Origin of the sequence: Pseudobutyrivibrio sp. LB2011 (assembly GCF_000701765.1) — a bacterium.
Taxonomy (GTDB): domain Bacteria; phylum Bacillota; class Clostridia; order Lachnospirales; family Lachnospiraceae; genus Pseudobutyrivibrio; species Pseudobutyrivibrio ruminis.
The window spans coordinates 56,559-72,674 of sequence record NZ_JNJS01000003.1 but is presented as its reverse complement, the minus strand read 5'-3'; the positions used below and the strand labels follow the sequence as shown (position 1 = coordinate 72,674).

The following is a 16,116-nucleotide window of genomic DNA, read 5'->3' as shown; positions in this document are numbered from 1 at the left end:
GCGCTTATTTCAATGGAATGAAATTGAAATAGGTGCCTTTTTATTTATCCCGACTGGAGGATTAGAGATGATTAGTAGAGTATCGGCTGATTACAATTTGAAAATTAAATATAATGGCTTTAGAAACGAGATAGCAAAGCCAGTTTTTAAGTTCACTATGAAAAGTGAGAAGGAAGATACAACTGTGTCTTACTACAAAGATATGTGTAAACAGTTCCCTGATGTAGCATTTACTTTGGATGATGCATCAAAGATTATGGACCATGGTGCATTTTATGGCTATGATGGCTCAATGAACTTAGTTGGAGAAAACTACACAGAGCCAGGACAGAAAAGTGTCAGAATAGATGTATCTGTTATAAAGAAGATGCAGGCTGATCCGGAATTTGAACAGGAAATGCTTCAAAGACTAAGAGATGTGACAAGTGATGAAGTATATCAAGAGAACACAAAAGAGGCAGCTAAATGCGGCATTGAAATAGGATGTTCATTAGAATGCATAGAATATTATTTTACGATGGTTAATGATGAGTTACATTTTTCCACTTCCTACGGTGAATATCCAACACCAACACAAGAGGAAGATTACAATGTAATTCCAGGAGCATTTATTGACCTTCCAGAAGAGGATGAGGATTTAGCAAAAACATTGTTAGACATGTATGATGAATGTAGAGGTTAAAACCTAGTAAATATAGGCCGTAGCAGACTTGAAAGAGTCTGCTACTTTTTTTATTGTCAAAAAAATATTAGAAAAATTTAGAAAAATAATTGACAGATATAATATATGGTGATATGGTTAATTACACAAGTAATTAACCGATGAAGTAAAGGAGGTGGGTGTGTGTTAAGCAATTTAGGGGAAGATAAATCAATCTATCTGCAGATAAGCGAAATGATAGAAGATGAAATATTAAGGGACATCATTAAGGAAGAAGAGCAAGTGCCTAGCACAACAGAGCTATCAAAGTTTTATAAGATTAATCCTGCCACGGCTGGAAAGGGAATTAATCTATTGGTTGATAAAGGAATCATTTACAAGAAAAGAGGTATTGGTATGTTTGTACAGGCAGGAGCTAAAGAACAAATCATGGAAGCTCGAAAGACAAGCTTCAAAGAAACTTACCTCAAAAAAATAATTAGCGAGGCAAAGTTGATTGGTATTACAAAAGAAGATTTAAAAAAGCTTATTGATGAAACTAGTGAAGTATAGTTTTTCTTTATGGGAGGAATGGAGGATATATGAGCACATTAGTAGGAAAGAATATTGTTAAAAGATATGGTAAAGACACAGTTCTAAAGAACGTAGACATTAATATTGAGACAGGAAAGATTTATGGACTGATTGGAAGAAACGGAGCAGGAAAGACTACTCTTCTTTCTATCCTTACAGCTCAAAATCCTGCCTCAGAAGGAACAGTTACACTTGACGGTGAGCAAGTATGGGAAAATGAAAAATCTCTTTCAAGAATCTGTTATTCAAGAGAGATTTCACCAGTCACAATGTTTGGACCAAACACATACAGGGTAAAGGATTACTTATCTACAGCAAAGGCATTTTATGTTAACTGGGATGAGGAATATGCAAAGGAGCTTATAAAGCTTTTTAACATCGATATTAAGAAGAAAATCAACAGACTTTCAAAGGGAATGCTTTCAGCAGTAACAATCATTATCGCTCTTGCAAGTAAGGCTGAAATTACAATCCTTGATGAGCCAGTTGCAGGTCTTGATGTTGTAGCAAGAGAACAGTTCTACAAGCTTGTTATTGAAGAATACGCAGCTACTGGCAGAACATTCATCATCAGTACACACATCATCGAAGAGGCAGCTTCATTGTTTGAAGAGGTTATCATGATTGATGATGGCCAGATTGTTGTTAAGGAAAATACAGAAGGCTTATTAGCTAGAGCATATCGCATCAGCGGAGAAGAAACATTGGTAGATGCAGCTGTAAAGGATTTAAAGGTTTATCATCCAGAGTCAATTGGACGCAACAAGGTTGTTACAGTGCTTGCTGATGAGCCAGTTGATAGTTTTTCCGAGGATGTTATGGTAGAGCCAGTTTCACTTCAGAATCTTTTCTATGCCATGAGTGTGGATGAGAGAAAGGAGGCTTAGTATGTCTGATCTTTCAAAGAGAACATATAAGTACTATTTGATTAATGGCTTAAAAAACTATGGAATTATACTTTTAATCGAAATGCTGCTTATTCTGGAATGGATTCTAATCGGAAGTGACGAAGATTTAAAGGAATACATTCCTAGAATGTTTGTGATGGTTGGCGGTTTGTTTACAGCAATACTGAATGGTATTTATTCTATGTATGGCCCAGGCTGGTATGATAGTCTCACTCTTTCAATGGGGGCTAGAAGAAAAGATATATTCGTGGGCCAGCTAATAAAGCAATTAATTATAGTTGTATGTAATACAGTGGTTGTGGCAGTGGTTGCATCAATATTCTTAAGCAAGTTTTTTATGTTCTATGTATATGCAACAGCATTAATGGGGCTTGTAACCGGTGCGGCAGGAAATGTTATTGGGCACAAGCTTAGAAGACATGGAAAAGTTGTAATTATGGTTATTGTTTTGGGATGTGCCATATTAGGTGGAATGATAGGTGTTGGAGCAGCAATAGATGGCAACGCTATATTAGTAACAAACGTAGCTAGTATACCGCCAATTCTATTTCCAATATTAATAATACTTTTATTTGTAGGTTTAGAAGCCTGGGGATACAAGCTCAGCAAAACCATGATGGTTAGGTAGGGGGACGATATGATAAGAGATTTAAAAGCAACATTTGAGATTAAGAAGTACAATGAAATCTTTTATGGGATAATCGTATTTGGTGCAGTGCTTCTGTCTCTAATAATAACAGCATGTACAGAAGATGACTTAACTATTATAGAGCTATGTGCAAGCTTTATTGCAGGTGGATATATAGGAATGAGCTTATTCTTTAAACCATTTTTGATTGCAACAGATTTTCCAAGAGCTTTGTCATTTGGTATGACAAGAAAAAAGATGTTTATTTATACAAGACTATATGATTTGGTTGAAATCATTATTATTAGTTTGATTATCATTGCTTTGCCAAGTGTGGTTGGAGCTAGCGTAGTGTTAAAAGTAGCGGCAATTTGTTTTGGTTTATTTTCGTTGATTTCTGGGGCCGTTGGTAATAGCATCATTCGATTTGGAAAAAATGCATACTGGGTATATTACGTTGGCATTTTTGTATTAATGTTTGGAGTTCCTAGACTTTCGCACATATTCCCAGTAATTAGAGATTGCTTTGCAAGCGCTTTTGATCATCTAGTAAATCCTGTTTACAATCAGCTTGGAATATGGCTTGGAATCATAGTTTTTATAATAGTTACACTTATTATCGCCTGGCTAACAACCAGAAGAGTAGCAGTAAATAATGATTTATAAAGGGAGAGAAAATGGAAAAGAAAATCGACAAAATTGAAGTAGCAAAGTTAATGTTATTATTTTTATTGGAAATAGTAATTGAACTTGGTATTAACACAATCTTTGGGATATTTACAAATGTATTAGGCATTAATGTTCCAACATATGCCCACGTTATTGTTTTGGATATTTGCCTTTTGATTCCGGTGTTTGCTTACACTATCAAAAAGGGAGATTCAATTGTTGAAGCATTTGGGTTTAAAGGAATAAAAGTGGCAACATTCTTTCAGACTATTTTGCTTACAATTGTAGTAAGTCCTATGGCAATGTTTGCAAATGTACTTTCACAGTTTATAGTTCCAAATGTAATATTGCAAGAAGTAGATCAGTTTGCAGCAGAATCAGTAGGGCTCACATTGGTAGCTACAGTAATTAGCGCTCCAATAGTAGAAGAAATTGTTTGCAGAGGTTTCTTTACAAATAGATTAAACAAAATCTTACCATTTACAGCAGCTGCTATTATTTCAGCATTAATGTTTGGTGCTCTTCATCTGAATATTAATCAGTTCTGCTATGCAACTGTGTTAGGTTTGATTTTTGCTTACACAAACAGAGCCAGCGGAAGTGTTTTCACATCAATGATTATGCATATAGTATTCAACGGATACAATATGGCACTTCTTTTTATGATGAATTGGGCAATGGAACAGGTTGGAATGGATTTTGCGGAAACAGCAGAGGTGGGACGCGCGAACACCTCTAGTATGATCACATCTGCAGTTGTTACGGGAGTACTTGCAGTTGGTTCATTCTTCTTAACAAGATTGATTCTCAAGTCTATAGCAAAAAGAGAAGGAACAATTGAGGCATAAGTGATATAATTAATGAGGAGGTTTTTTCAAGCTTTGCGCAGAAAAGGCCTCCTCTAGTAGCCGAAGGCTACATCATTTTTTATTTGGGAGGATAACTATGGCAAACATTTTATGGCATGATAGAAAAAGACATTTGGGCTTACCTATCAGCTTTACAAAGTACAGCATGAGTGAAGACAGACTCTTTGTTGAAACTGGTTTTTTCAACCTTGAGCAGAATGAAGTTAGACTATATAGAATCCTTGATTTACAGCTTAAGCGCAGCTTAGGACAGAGAATCTTTGGTGTTGGTTCTATTATTGTTAGCTCATCTGATAAAAGCCTTGGCACATTTGAAATCAGAAACGTTAAGAATTCTGCAAATGTTAAGGAAATGCTTTCAGTTCAGGTTGAACAGCAGCGCGAGGCAAAGCGTGTATACACAAGAGAAAATATGGTAGATGATGTGGATGACAATGACATCCACGAAGGAGATTTTTAGACGATATGAGTAAACAAGGGAAAAATGGACGAGTGGAGTTTTTACGTTTTATTTTTGCTTTGGGGATTCTGTTTTTCCATATTCACAAGCGATTTGCAGTGGATGGAAATATTAGCATTGGAATAAAAGGAATATACTTTTTCAATCATGGGTATATTGGAGTAGAGTTTTTCTTTTTGGTTTCAGGCTATCTGCTGGCTGCCAGTGCTTTTGCTAAAAGATCTGTCAGCACAGAATTAATTGGTACAGAAACAGCACAGATGATGTGGAAGAAAATCAAGAATGTTTTTCCATATCATCTGTTTGCGATTATTCTTACGATTATCGTAAATGCGTATTTCTTGGAGAATACAGTAAAAGGAAGAATCAGCTATGTGGTTGATTCCTGGGCTTCTGTATTTTTCCTTCAGGTCTTTGGATTTGATAGTACTTGGGTAAATAAGCTTACCTGGTATTTGGATGTATGGCTTATGGTTACCTTTATTTTCTGGTACTTCCTTAGACGTCACTACGAGGCTTTTGTAAAAATTGTTTGCCCACTTTTGGCACTCTTTGTGCTGGGCTACATGGCTCATGAATACAACAGCTTGGCTGGAATTGATGGCTGGACAGGTCACTTCTACAAGTGCTTCCTTAGAGGAATGTCAGAAATGGCGCTTGGATGTAGTGCATATAGCCTTACGAGACAGCTTAACAAAATCGAATTTACAAAGGCAGGGAAAAACATCTTAGCAATAGTAGAGCTAGTTTGTTATTTACTTGTATTTGGATATGCAGTAACAGGAGTTGATCCTAAATACAGCTTCCCAACACTGTTTATTATGATGATTGGTTTAATTCTTACATTTTCAAATGTTAATCCATGTCATCAAATCTTTGACAAGCCTATATTTGGCTGGTGTGGAAAGATGAGCTTGCTTATATACTTAAATCAGTTCTATAGCATTAGATTAGTGCAGTCACTACTTCCAAGCATCAGCTTCCCAGCTAAGGTTTTGGGATGTACGGTGGTGACTCTCATTGGGGCTTATGTATGTGATGTAGTAGTTTCATTTTTCAACAAGAAAAAGCCACTCACTACATTAATGATTAAAAACTAGTATTACAAAGGGAGAATAACTTGGTTTTTAGTTCTATTTTATTTACTACAATTTTCCTACCTTTATGCCTGTTGGCCTACTATGGTATTCCAAGGCTTAAAGGTGGTTCATATGCAAATAGGATTAAGCTTTCCAACATAATCCTTTTAATATTCAGCTTGGTGTTCTATGCCTTCGGCGGGGTGAAATATCTCCTGCTGATAGGCATAGTTATTTTTATAAATTGGGCTGGGGGATTTTTGTGCGCAAGCAATCGTCATAGCCACAGGTTCAACAAGATATTCTTGGTATCTGTTGTTGTTCTTGATTTAGGCATTCTTTTTTTCTTTAAATATTTCAACTTTTTTATAGCGATAATTGAAAATATATTCTTTGGCGGAAGCCTTACTGTTTCAGATAGATTTACAAATCTATTTTCGGGAGTGGGCACAGGTGCATTAAATCTTCCACAGATTGTTCTTCCAGTTGGTATATCTTTTTTTACATTCCAGGCTTTGTCCTATGTAATTGACGTATACAACGACCAGGTGGAGGTACAGAGCAGCTTTTGGTATTTTGCGCTATACATTTCATGCTTCCCACAGCTGATAGCTGGACCTATTGTTCACTATAAAGATATCTCGGGCCAGCTGACAGAGCGAAGTGTTGGAAGCTACGAGTTTGCAGCTGGTATCAAACGATTTTGCTTTGGCCTTGGCAAAAAGGTTATTATCGCAAATACGTTAGCGTCCATTGCAGATAAAATCTGGGCAGCTGATATATCACAGCTGGATGCTACAGTCGCATGGCTTGGCTCTATTTGTTACACATTCCAGATATACTATGATTTCAGCGGATATTCTGATATGGCCATAGGCCTTGGAAAAATGTTTGGATTCGATTTCAAAGAAAACTTTGATCATCCTTATAGGGCAGAATCAGTTAGAGAGTTCTGGAGACGCTGGCATATTTCACTCTCTACCTGGTTTAGAGATTATGTGTACATCCCTCTAGGTGGAAGCAGATGTACCATGAAAAAGACCTGCATGAATATATTTATCGTATTCCTTTTGACAGGTATTTGGCATGGAGCTAACTGGACCTTTATTACTTGGGGCTTGGTGTATGGCATTTTGCTTATATTCGAAAGAGTTTGGTTTGGAAAGATATTGGAAAAGAATCCAGTGAAATTCCTAAATAGATTATTAACATTTTTTGTTGTAAATCTTTTATGGGTAGTGTTTAGAGCGGATTCCATAATATCTGCATTTACCTATATTTCTAGAATGTTTGCAGGCGGAATCAGAATATTGAACCTGTTTACATATTTATCAGGCATGGGTGTAATCGCTATTTTTGCAGCAGTGATATTTGCAGGATTTGTCCAGGCTCATATGAGTGTCAAAGCGGTAAAGGGTAACATGGCAGTGTGCCTTGCAATATTACTAGTTAGTTTGTTATTCCTTGTAAATGGAACTTACAATCCATTCATTTATTATCAGTTTTAAGGAGCAATATGAATTTTACGAATTTAAAGAACAAAATCTTCATATTAGTCTTTTTAGCAATCCTTGTATTCCCATGGGTGGGAGGAGGATTGCTTAGAGTAGTTGCTCCGGATTTCTATGGCAAGATTTCAAATGTAGAGACAGAGAATCGAGAGGCGGCCACAATAGACTGGGGCGATTTGCTTAACTCTGGAGAAACTGTTTCAAGCTTTATTGACGATAGAATACCATTTCGATATACCCTTATTACATGGTATAAAGCTCTTAATGATGGGGTGGAAGGTCAGTTTGATAAAGTGGAGATTGCCATTGGAAACAAGCTTTATACTCCTACAAATATTGTTGAAAGTGCTGACAAAGGTGAGACGAATAAACCAATCGTGCCAGGCGAGGAGGTTCAAGCAAGCGAGCCAGTAGAAGAGGTGGCTGAAACAGATACATACTTCCCGCTTCACGTATATCAGGATGTAATCCTTGCTAGGGAGAATTGGCTGTTCCTATACGGGGAAAATGAAATAGAATGCTATCAGGGCACAAATATACTTAGCGAAAGTGAGATGGCTAGCTATGCAGCCAAGCTTAATGAGCTGCAGGCTCTGTGTACAGCCCAGGGAAAGGAGCTATATATTTACATCGCTCCAAATAAATCACAGGTATATTCCCAGTACATGCCTACAGTCGATATAGCAAACACATACAAAAGAGAGCAGCAGCTACACAGCTATATTTCAGAAAATTGCTCTACACCATATTTATATCCACTTACTGAATCCTTGTATGCAGCAGGTATTTTGCAGACTTACTACAAATACGACAGCCACTGGAATCATATTGGCGCATTGTATGGCACAAATGCACTTTACGCTGCAATGGGAGTGGAGCAGACCGCTCCAACTCAATGGATTACCGGCACACAGGATGCAGAAAAATACGAGTTATACACATACATGGGTATCCCAGATGATCAAATCTACCATGACGATGTGGAATACACAGTGGATTATCGCCCTGAGATTACAGTTAATGGCTTGGACACTGAGGCTATGGTTTGCCATACCACAAGTGATGGGGCAAATCAAAAAAAGCTGTGCCTTATCGGCGACAGCTTTCGTGTAAACATGATGCCTTATATTTCAAAGGATTTTACAGAGTGTACTTTTGCGCATCGTGATTATATGTCGGAAATACACTCGGACATCAAAAACTCTGATGTAATTGTTATTGAAGCCGTAGAAAGATACGACTATGAAGCATTTAAAACAATGCAACGTGTGATAAATGTTTTGAAATAATGTTACAAAGCGCTTATTAAATGCTGAGCGATTGCTGCATATCCAGCATCGTTTGGATGACCGGCAAGGAAGGAACCGATTGTATATACAGTGCCATCGGGTGCTGTATATTGGTCGCCTTCTTGAAGCTGATATTCTGCAACACCCTGAATATCTGAAAGGCTTACATAAGTACAGCCCATTTCTGAAGCAACCTCTTTTTTCGTACTAATGATACTGCTATATTTCCAGAAATTATCAAGCATTACGATACGAGCATTAGGATTGTAGGACTTGATATATGTAATCATATCTTTTAAATCTTCTTTGAAGTGTGTTTCGTGTCCCTTAACATTTTCACCTAATTCAATAACGATAGTGCTGTATTGATAATTTGTGATGTATGGATCCAGGTCATCAAGCTCGTAATTTCTAGTGTTGGAAAACTCCCAAGCTCTAAGCGACATGCAATCATATGATGAGTATCCCTTTGCCGCAACTGTCAAATGAACATAATCAGTGGCAGGTGCTGATGCGCCGCAACCCCATCCTGAACCCCACCAGTCAGATGTGGCTGGATAGAAGGTGATGGAATTACCTATGAAAAGGATGTCCTTTGATGCTGTAGGTACAGACTTTGTTGCAGAAGGAACTGGTATGTCGATGTATTCTTCTGAAACATCATCAAAGGCGATATAGCCGTAATCTCCATTAATCTTTATTTTGTAGTAATCAGTTTCATTGCAAGTGCCAACCACGGAGATTCGGGAATCGATGGAAAGAGTACCAATGATTTCGGCTGTGTCGTATGGCTCTTCGCGAACAGTGGCGTCAGATTGAGCAAAATAAGTAGCCTCTAAATCTGTAAAGGTATATTCGTCAGCTGGAAGCTCCTCATCGGTTTCTTCTTCAGCTTCTTCTGCTTCCTCTAAGGCAGCAGCCTCCTGTTCGGCTTCTATACGTTCCTGTTCTTTTAGTTTTTCATCAGCCAATTTGTTTTGATAAATTACAAGAGAACAAAAGGCAATCACTAGAACAACCAATGATATCCAAAGGATTACTATTAGTTTTTTTCTCAAAATAATTCTCCAATCATCATAATATTTAGATTTCAAGTATTAAGTATATCATAAATAAGAATAGTAAGAAATATTGATTAATGATTGACAAAATATAAAACAGGTAGTACATTACTACTATGGAATTATTGATTATGAGGGAAAATAGGAGGATAAGATGGAGTATAAAGACAAGAACGGTTTAACCGAAAAAGAATTTCTTGCACAGTACAGCCCAGGAGATTATCCTAGACCATCCGTAACAGTTGATATGATGGTATTAGGACCTAAAAAAGATTATTCTGGTTTAAAGATATTACTTATAAAAAGAGGAGCTCATCCTTTCATTAATTGTTGGGCACTTCCAGGTGGATTCGTACACGAGGATGAATCATGCTATGAGGCGGCAGCCCGCGAGCTTAAGGAGGAGACAGGTCTTAAGAATGTATTCCTTGAGCAGGTTTACACATTCTCAAAGCCTAACAGAGATCCTCGTACACGTGTAATGAGTGTTGCTTACATGGCACTCTCTCCAGTTGCACCACCAGTAAGAGGCGGTGATGATGCATTGGAAGCTGCATGGTTTGATTTTGAGTTTACAGACAATATGCTTCGTATTTTCAATGACGATATTGGAGTGGAAATCGTATATCAGCTTTCTACAAAGAGATTCCAAAACGGAAATGTTAGATATGCAAACACTGTAGCATCGCAAAAGAGCAAATCTCAGTTGGCATTTGATCATGATGAGATTATTGTTGAGTCAATGATCAAGCTTAGAAGAGAAATCGAATATACTGACCTTCCATTCAGCATGGCAAACAAAGAGTTTACACTTCCTGATTTACAGGTAATCTATGAGTTACTTTTAGGTCACAGCCTTTACAAGGCCAACTTTAGAATTATGGTTGCTGACAGAATTGAGCCAGTTGGTAAGAAAGAAAAGTCAATTGTCGGACGTAGAATGTCGGAATTATATCGACTGAAATAAGGAGCATAACGATGAGAGAGTTTAATGTTGAAGATCAAACAAAGAAGCTGATTGAGTACACAAGAGAATGGTTTAACAAATTCGGAGATAACACAAGAGCAGTTATTGGTATCTCTGGTGGCAAGGATTCATCTGTAACAGCAGCTATTTTAAAAGAGGCGCTTGGAGCAGATAGAGTAGTTGGAATCATTATGCCAAATGGCGAGATGTCAGATTTGGCAGATGCTAAGATGCTAGTAGATTTCCTTGGAATACCAAACGAAGTAGTACCTATTACAGATTACTACAATGCAGCCATTGCTACTTTTGAAAAGGCCAGTGCTTTTGAAGTAACAAAGGATTTACGTATCAATTTGGCACCACGTCTTCGTATGTCTACTTTGTACGCAGTTGCACAGGGACAGCCAGTTACCTCATTTGTTGTTAACACATGCAATGCTTCAGAGGATTACGTTGGATATTCAACAAAGTACGGCGATGCAGCAGGTGATGTTTCATTGCTTCAGGATTTCACAGTTACAGAGGTTCTTCAGATTGGAGAATATTTGGGACTTCCAAATGAGTTAGTGCACAAGACACCTTCTGATGGATTATCAGGAATGTCTGATGAAGATAAGCTTGGATTTAAGTATGCTCAGCTTGATGAATATATTTCAGATTCCAACGCCGACATTCCAGCCGACGTTAGAGAATCAATCGATAGAAAGCATGTGGCAAATCTTCACAAGCTTCAGTTAATGCCTGCATACAAGAGACATTAATTGCGGCTATCTGCCAAAGATTTCCACCACAAGGTTGAGCTTGCCTTTTCTAGACAGGCCACCTTCTTCTACGAGGTTAAATTTACCGAAGCCACGGACAGATACCGAATCTCCAGCAGAGAGAATCTTGTCGTTGTTTTCGACAATGTGACCGTTAACCGATACCTTTTTCTCGGTGAAATATGGAATGGTATCCTTGCGGCTTAGGTTATAAACTTTAGAAATAACAGCATCAGCTCTAGGGGAGGCTACCTGTATGGTGGTTTCCTTTAGGGCTGATTTTTTATATGACTCAGGCAATTCCGAGATAGAACACTTAACAGAATTACGTCCTACGGAAACAAAGTTTTCCAGGAGATAATCGGCAGTAGATTCATCGGCGTAGATATACGCATCCATGCCATCTACAAAGATATCACCAAACTTTTTTCTATCCATGCCAAGGCTCATGAGAGAGCCCAGGTAGTCTCTGTGGGTGTATTCTTTTGCAAATTTCTTGGCAAGAGGCTCTACCTTGATACATTTAATGGGGAAATCAATTTCGTATCCAAAATCTGCTTCACTTCCAAAGCGAACCATCTTGCGCTCGCAATTTTCATATCCACCAAACAAATCGTATTTGATAGGTGCAAAGGATTTGTCTCTTGCAGCCTGATAAAGTACATCCTGCTGGGATAGGCTGAGAAAATCACTGAAGGTATAAATGTTATTTTGATAGGCTCTGTTAGAAAGCTCTATTAGTCGTTTATATAAAAGCTGATCGTCGTCGTTCATACCGTTTCCTTTCTAGGTAATTTATCTATCAATTATACTGAAAATGTTATAAAATAGCACCTAGTTATATATAGAAAATGGAGCAATTAAATGAGCAAGATACATACTGATGGATTGATTTTTGACATGGATGGAACAATCTGGGACAACACACCATTGTTCGCTGCAAGCTGGGAAAGAGCCTGCAAGGATAAAGGGTATGATGTTAAGTTCACTCCAGCCAAGCTTCAGCAGCTTTTTGGAAAGACAATGACAGACATTGCTGATGCCTGTATTCCTGACGAAGATTCAAATCGCAGATACGATACAGTAAAGCTCTGCGAAGAATATGAGATGCAGGATTTGGCACAGTCAAAGGGTGATACAACATATGAAGGCTTGGAGGAAACACTTGAGACACTTTGCAAAAAGACAAAGCTTTTTATAGTAAGCAATTGTCAGCAGGGATATATCGAATCATTCCTGGAGAGAAGTGGTTACGGAAAGTATTTCACTGACTTCATTTGTTATGGTGACAATGGTCTTGGAAAAGCTGATAACATAAAAGGAATTGCCAAGAAAAATGGTTTGAAGAAACCGGTCTACATCGGGGATATTCAAGGCGATAAGGATGCTTGCGATGCAGCGGGGGTTGATTTCATCTGGGCAGCATATGGATATGGCGATTCAGTAGATGGATACGCAGCAAAGGTGGATGACATAAAAGATTTAGGAGGTATTATTGATGGGATTTAATGTTGAAAAATTGTTTGAGGATGTAGCATATCTTAGCAAGGTCCACAACAAAAAGGACTATGAAAAGCAGATGGATATGTTTAATCAGCAGAGATATGATTTGCTAAAGGATTTGGTGGAAGCTGATGATGTAGAAGCTAGCGCAAAGGAGCTTTGCGAGGATGTAACAGCTGCATTCAAAAAGTTTGGCAAGGTAAGAGGCGCTGACTTAATGAATCTGAATTATTTCATGATTTATTATGTGTTCCCATCTATTCTTACAAATGAAGAAAATGGCAAAGAAATCTGTGACAAGCTAAAGGATACTTGGAATAATCATTTCAAATCTACTATTAACTACACAGATTATGAGACCTTACGAGATGGATTCCAGACAAAGATTTTTGGTATTCCAATCGGCAAAAACTAAGGGTGAATATATATGAAAACAATAGCACTTTATGATGAAGATGCATTTGCAAAGGATTTTACAGCTAAGGTAATTTCTTGCGATGAAACTGTAAAAGAGGATCAAAAGCTTTATAAGGTTGTTCTTGATAAGTCTTTGTTTTTCCCTGAGCAGGGAGGACAGACCAGCGATATAGGCCATTTAGATGAGCATCAGGTGGTTGATGTACAGATTGAGGGGGATACAGTTTATCATTACTGCAAAGGGGGCTTCCTGATTGGTGAGGAAGTTCATGGTGTGATTGATTGGAACCATCGTTTTTCAAATATGCAGCAGCACACAGGAGAGCATATTTTTACAGGACTTGCTCATAATGAATATGGCGCTGAAAATGTTGGATTCCACCTTAGCGACAATACGGTCACACTCGATCTGAATATAGAGCTTTCAGAGGATATGGTTGAGCATATCGAAAGAAAGGCAAATGAGGTGATTGCTGCGGATGTGGCAGTCAAAGCATATTATCCTAAACAGGAACTGCTTGGAGCAATAGCCTACAGAAGTAAAAAAGAAATTGATGGCCCAGTTCGATTGGTGGAAATCGAAGGAGTTGATCTATGTGCCTGCTGTGCACCACATGTTAAAAGCACTGGCCAGGTTGGCATGTTAAAAGTGGTATCATACGAGAAATACAAAGGCGGAACAAGAATCTATATCCTTTGTGGATTAAGAGCCTTAGACGACTACAATCGTCGTATGAAATTGCTGGCTAAAGCGTACCGCACATTGAGCTGCAAAGAGGATGAAGTACCAGATAAGATCATTTCATTGATGGATGAAGGCAAGCAGTTGAAATATCGCATAAGCGATATCAAATCAGGAATACTGATGAATCAAATAGAAAGCTATCCATCTGATATTCCTGATATCACAATCTTCTCTGAAGATTTAGATGCAAAGATAATGCGTGATGGAGTCAACGCTTTAGTTGAAAAGCATGATGGCTTGTGCTGCATATTCTCAGGAAATGACGATGATGGCTACAACTTTGTAATTGGAAGCAAGACCAGGGACTGTGCAGCAATTGCCGCAGGAATGCGAGAGCTTTTAGGAGCCAAAGGTGGCGGCAGCAAGCAAATGGCTCAAGGCAGCGTAGCAGCTACAAGAAACGAAATCGAGCGAACAATGTAACAAAAATGCAATATAATGTAACAAATTCGTCAAAATATGGTATACTCTAAAGAAAAATGGAAAAGGGAAGAGTAGCTATGGAAGGAATGTTTTCACGTTTTGATGATTTACGTAAGCTTATAGTTAAGCTTTATAACAACAAAAATGTTCGTCGATGGACAATTGAAATCGTAGTATGTATAGTGGTAGGTCTACTTGCAGGCTGTTTTTCTTATAATGCCCTTCACAAGAAGGATAAAAAACTTACAGTGAGCGAGGAAAATGCGGTAGCCCAGGAAGAAGTTGTAGAAACAACCGACATAGCAGAATCCACAGAATCCTCAGAGGAGGCTGTGGAAGACAATTCTGTTATCACAGTTGTGGATCCTGGCGAATACGTTGACACCATCAAAGACTGGTCCTCAGAGGAAATATCTGCGGCAATATCCGAACGCAGCCAATACCTCACAGATAACAAATACTGGCCTACAGTATCAAGCTATTGGGAAACATCCCGTGGTGTAACAGGTGATGCTTGCTACTGCACATACTTATTCAACACAGACACAACAGTTTACACCACTGCAGATTTTGAAAATGTACCTGCAGAGGTTATACACATCGCAAAAAACGAAATCTATGCCCGTCACGGCTATAGTTTCAGAGATTCAGAAATAATGAATTATTTCATGGGTCAGGTTTGGTACTCTCCATCTGTAATGCCTGCAGATTTTTCTGAGGATGTATTTACAGAAACGGAAGTCAAAAACCTAGACATGCTAAATTCAATAGACACAATGTAATACGCTCACTGGCAGAGCGAAAAAGGAGTTTAAATGGAAAAATACAGCTTTACACCAAAGGGAGTTTGCGCCCGCAAAATCGACTTCGAAATTGAGGACGGCAAGCTTCACAACGTAAAATTCACCGGAGGATGCGCAGGCAATACACTCGCCATCAGCAAACTCCTTGAGGGCGCCGATGCAGCCCACACCGTAGAAATTCTCAAGGGCAACCTCTGCGGCTTCAAAGGCACCAGCTGCGCCGACCAACTTGCCCTAGGCATCGAACAGGCCCTCCAGGCCTAGGTGTACACCCGGCCGCCATGCCCTCCCGGTATAGGCAAACAAGGCCACTCTACCCCGGCCCCAGGCACACCCGCCTGCTTCCACCTGCAAGTACGTCACAGATTTTGGATTATCTAAATGTGTAGTCGCTCATATTTATTAGTAGGTGTTCTTACAAAGTTTTACAATTCTATCGGTAAGGTATGGGTGGAGACGGACAAACACTACTCTGAGTAATCATCTGTCTTAAGCTAGCTTTGTATTTATTACTATTTGCTTTGGAATGAACTTAGAATAATAAAAAGAGATATTTGATATGAATTGGCAGCTGCCGCTAGGACGGCGGCAGCAGTGGTCACTTGAAACACGATGTTGAATGTGCCACGGTGCCAATACATACAAATATCTCTTTTTTAATTTTTCTTTGTGAACGGAGTAGCAAAAGTAATAATACAAAGACTAGTTAAGACTAGATGATTATATAAACTACATTGTCCGTCCCACCCATACATTACCTTCGAATAGTAAAAGCTTCGTAAGTACACC

19 protein-coding genes are annotated in these 16,116 nt (G+C 38.5%); 17 read left to right on the top strand and 2 right to left on the bottom strand.

Annotated features, from left to right (window positions below):
- Positions 1-67: 67 nt before the first annotated feature.
- The 10 genes from T375_RS06165 to T375_RS06120 all read left to right on the top strand — a co-directional run bounded on the left by T375_RS06165 (position 68) and on the right by T375_RS06120 (position 8,647).
- Positions 68-682 (top strand): DUF6033 family protein, encoded by a 615-nt coding sequence (locus T375_RS06165; protein WP_044936331.1) that lies wholly within the window; start codon positions 68-70, stop codon positions 680-682.
- A gap of 162 nt (positions 683-844) precedes the next feature.
- Positions 845-1,213 carry a GntR family transcriptional regulator gene (locus T375_RS06160; protein ID WP_090394782.1) on the top strand — a complete coding sequence of 123 codons (369 nt, stop codon included), beginning with the start codon at positions 845-847 and terminating at the stop codon, positions 1,211-1,213.
- A gap of 29 nt (positions 1,214-1,242) precedes the next feature.
- On the top strand, positions 1,243-2,121 hold the full coding sequence (locus T375_RS06155) for an ABC transporter ATP-binding protein (protein WP_044936329.1): 879 nt from the start codon (positions 1,243-1,245) through the stop codon (positions 2,119-2,121).
- A 1-nt stretch (position 2,122) separates the two neighbouring features.
- Positions 2,123-2,770, top strand: coding sequence for a hypothetical protein (locus T375_RS06150; RefSeq protein ID WP_044936327.1), 648 nt, complete (start codon positions 2,123-2,125; stop codon positions 2,768-2,770).
- A 9-nt stretch (positions 2,771-2,779) separates the two neighbouring features.
- A complete protein-coding gene (locus tag T375_RS06145) occupies positions 2,780-3,436 on the top strand; it encodes a hypothetical protein (RefSeq protein WP_044936325.1) in 657 nt (218 codons plus the stop codon).
- Positions 3,437-3,447: 11 nt separating this feature from the next.
- Positions 3,448-4,287 carry a CPBP family intramembrane glutamic endopeptidase gene (locus T375_RS06140; protein ID WP_044936323.1) on the top strand — a complete coding sequence of 280 codons (840 nt, stop codon included), beginning with the start codon at positions 3,448-3,450 and terminating at the stop codon, positions 4,285-4,287.
- 97 nt (positions 4,288-4,384) lie between these two features.
- Positions 4,385-4,768 (top strand): PH domain-containing protein, encoded by a 384-nt coding sequence (locus T375_RS06135; protein ID WP_044936321.1) that lies wholly within the window; start codon positions 4,385-4,387, stop codon positions 4,766-4,768.
- Positions 4,769-4,773: 5 nt separating this feature from the next.
- Positions 4,774-5,868, top strand: a complete 1,095-nt coding sequence (locus T375_RS06130) for an acyltransferase family protein (protein WP_044936319.1) — start codon at positions 4,774-4,776, stop codon at positions 5,866-5,868.
- A gap of 239 nt (positions 5,869-6,107) precedes the next feature.
- Positions 6,108-7,355: an MBOAT family O-acyltransferase gene (locus tag T375_RS06125; protein WP_242839267.1), complete on the top strand. Its 1,248-nt coding sequence runs from the start codon at positions 6,108-6,110 to the stop codon at positions 7,353-7,355.
- A gap of 8 nt (positions 7,356-7,363) precedes the next feature.
- Complete coding sequence (locus tag T375_RS06120) at positions 7,364-8,647, top strand: alginate O-acetyltransferase AlgX-related protein (protein WP_044936315.1); 1,284 nt, start codon at positions 7,364-7,366, stop codon at positions 8,645-8,647.
- 2 nt (positions 8,648-8,649) lie between these two features.
- Here T375_RS06120 and T375_RS06115 read toward each other — a convergent pair whose 3' ends face one another.
- Positions 8,650-9,705, bottom strand: a complete 1,056-nt coding sequence (locus T375_RS06115) for an SGNH/GDSL hydrolase family protein (RefSeq protein WP_044936313.1) — start codon at positions 9,703-9,705, stop codon at positions 8,650-8,652.
- A 157-nt stretch (positions 9,706-9,862) separates the two neighbouring features.
- Between T375_RS06115 and T375_RS06110 the strand changes: the two genes are divergently transcribed.
- Both T375_RS06110 and nadE read left to right on the top strand, forming a co-directional pair.
- The gene (locus tag T375_RS06110) at positions 9,863-10,675 is read left to right on the top strand and encodes an NUDIX hydrolase (protein ID WP_044936311.1); all 813 of its coding nucleotides are present in this window, start codon (positions 9,863-9,865) and stop codon (positions 10,673-10,675) included.
- A gap of 11 nt (positions 10,676-10,686) precedes the next feature.
- Positions 10,687-11,436, top strand: coding sequence for an NAD(+) synthase (gene nadE, locus T375_RS06105; RefSeq protein ID WP_044936309.1), 750 nt, complete (start codon positions 10,687-10,689; stop codon positions 11,434-11,436).
- A 6-nt stretch (positions 11,437-11,442) separates the two neighbouring features.
- Here nadE and T375_RS06100 read toward each other — a convergent pair whose 3' ends face one another.
- Positions 11,443-12,210 carry a YlmH/Sll1252 family protein gene (locus T375_RS06100; RefSeq protein ID WP_044936308.1) on the bottom strand — a complete coding sequence of 256 codons (768 nt, stop codon included), beginning with the start codon at positions 12,208-12,210 and terminating at the stop codon, positions 11,443-11,445.
- A gap of 90 nt (positions 12,211-12,300) precedes the next feature.
- Here T375_RS06100 and T375_RS06095 point away from each other — a divergent pair, with 90 nt between their 5' ends.
- The 5 genes from T375_RS06095 to T375_RS06075 all read left to right on the top strand — a co-directional run bounded on the left by T375_RS06095 (position 12,301) and on the right by T375_RS06075 (position 15,591).
- Positions 12,301-12,945, top strand: a complete 645-nt coding sequence (locus T375_RS06095) for an HAD family hydrolase (RefSeq protein WP_044936306.1) — start codon at positions 12,301-12,303, stop codon at positions 12,943-12,945.
- On the top strand, positions 12,935-13,354 hold the full coding sequence (locus T375_RS06090) for a hypothetical protein (protein ID WP_044936305.1): 420 nt from the start codon (positions 12,935-12,937) through the stop codon (positions 13,352-13,354). Before T375_RS06095 ends, T375_RS06090 begins: the two co-directional genes overlap by 11 nt.
- 12 nt (positions 13,355-13,366) lie before the next feature.
- On the top strand, positions 13,367-14,524 hold the full coding sequence (locus T375_RS06085; RefSeq protein ID WP_044936303.1) for an alanyl-tRNA editing protein: 1,158 nt from the start codon (positions 13,367-13,369) through the stop codon (positions 14,522-14,524).
- Positions 14,525-14,601: 77 nt separating this feature from the next.
- On the top strand, positions 14,602-15,306 hold the full coding sequence (locus tag T375_RS06080; RefSeq protein WP_044936302.1) for a YARHG domain-containing protein: 705 nt from the start codon (positions 14,602-14,604) through the stop codon (positions 15,304-15,306).
- A 33-nt stretch (positions 15,307-15,339) separates the two neighbouring features.
- Entirely contained in the window at positions 15,340-15,591 is a 252-nt protein-coding gene (locus T375_RS06075; RefSeq protein WP_044936300.1) for a TIGR03905 family TSCPD domain-containing protein, read from the top strand.
- The last annotated feature ends 525 nt before the right edge of the window (positions 15,592-16,116 follow it).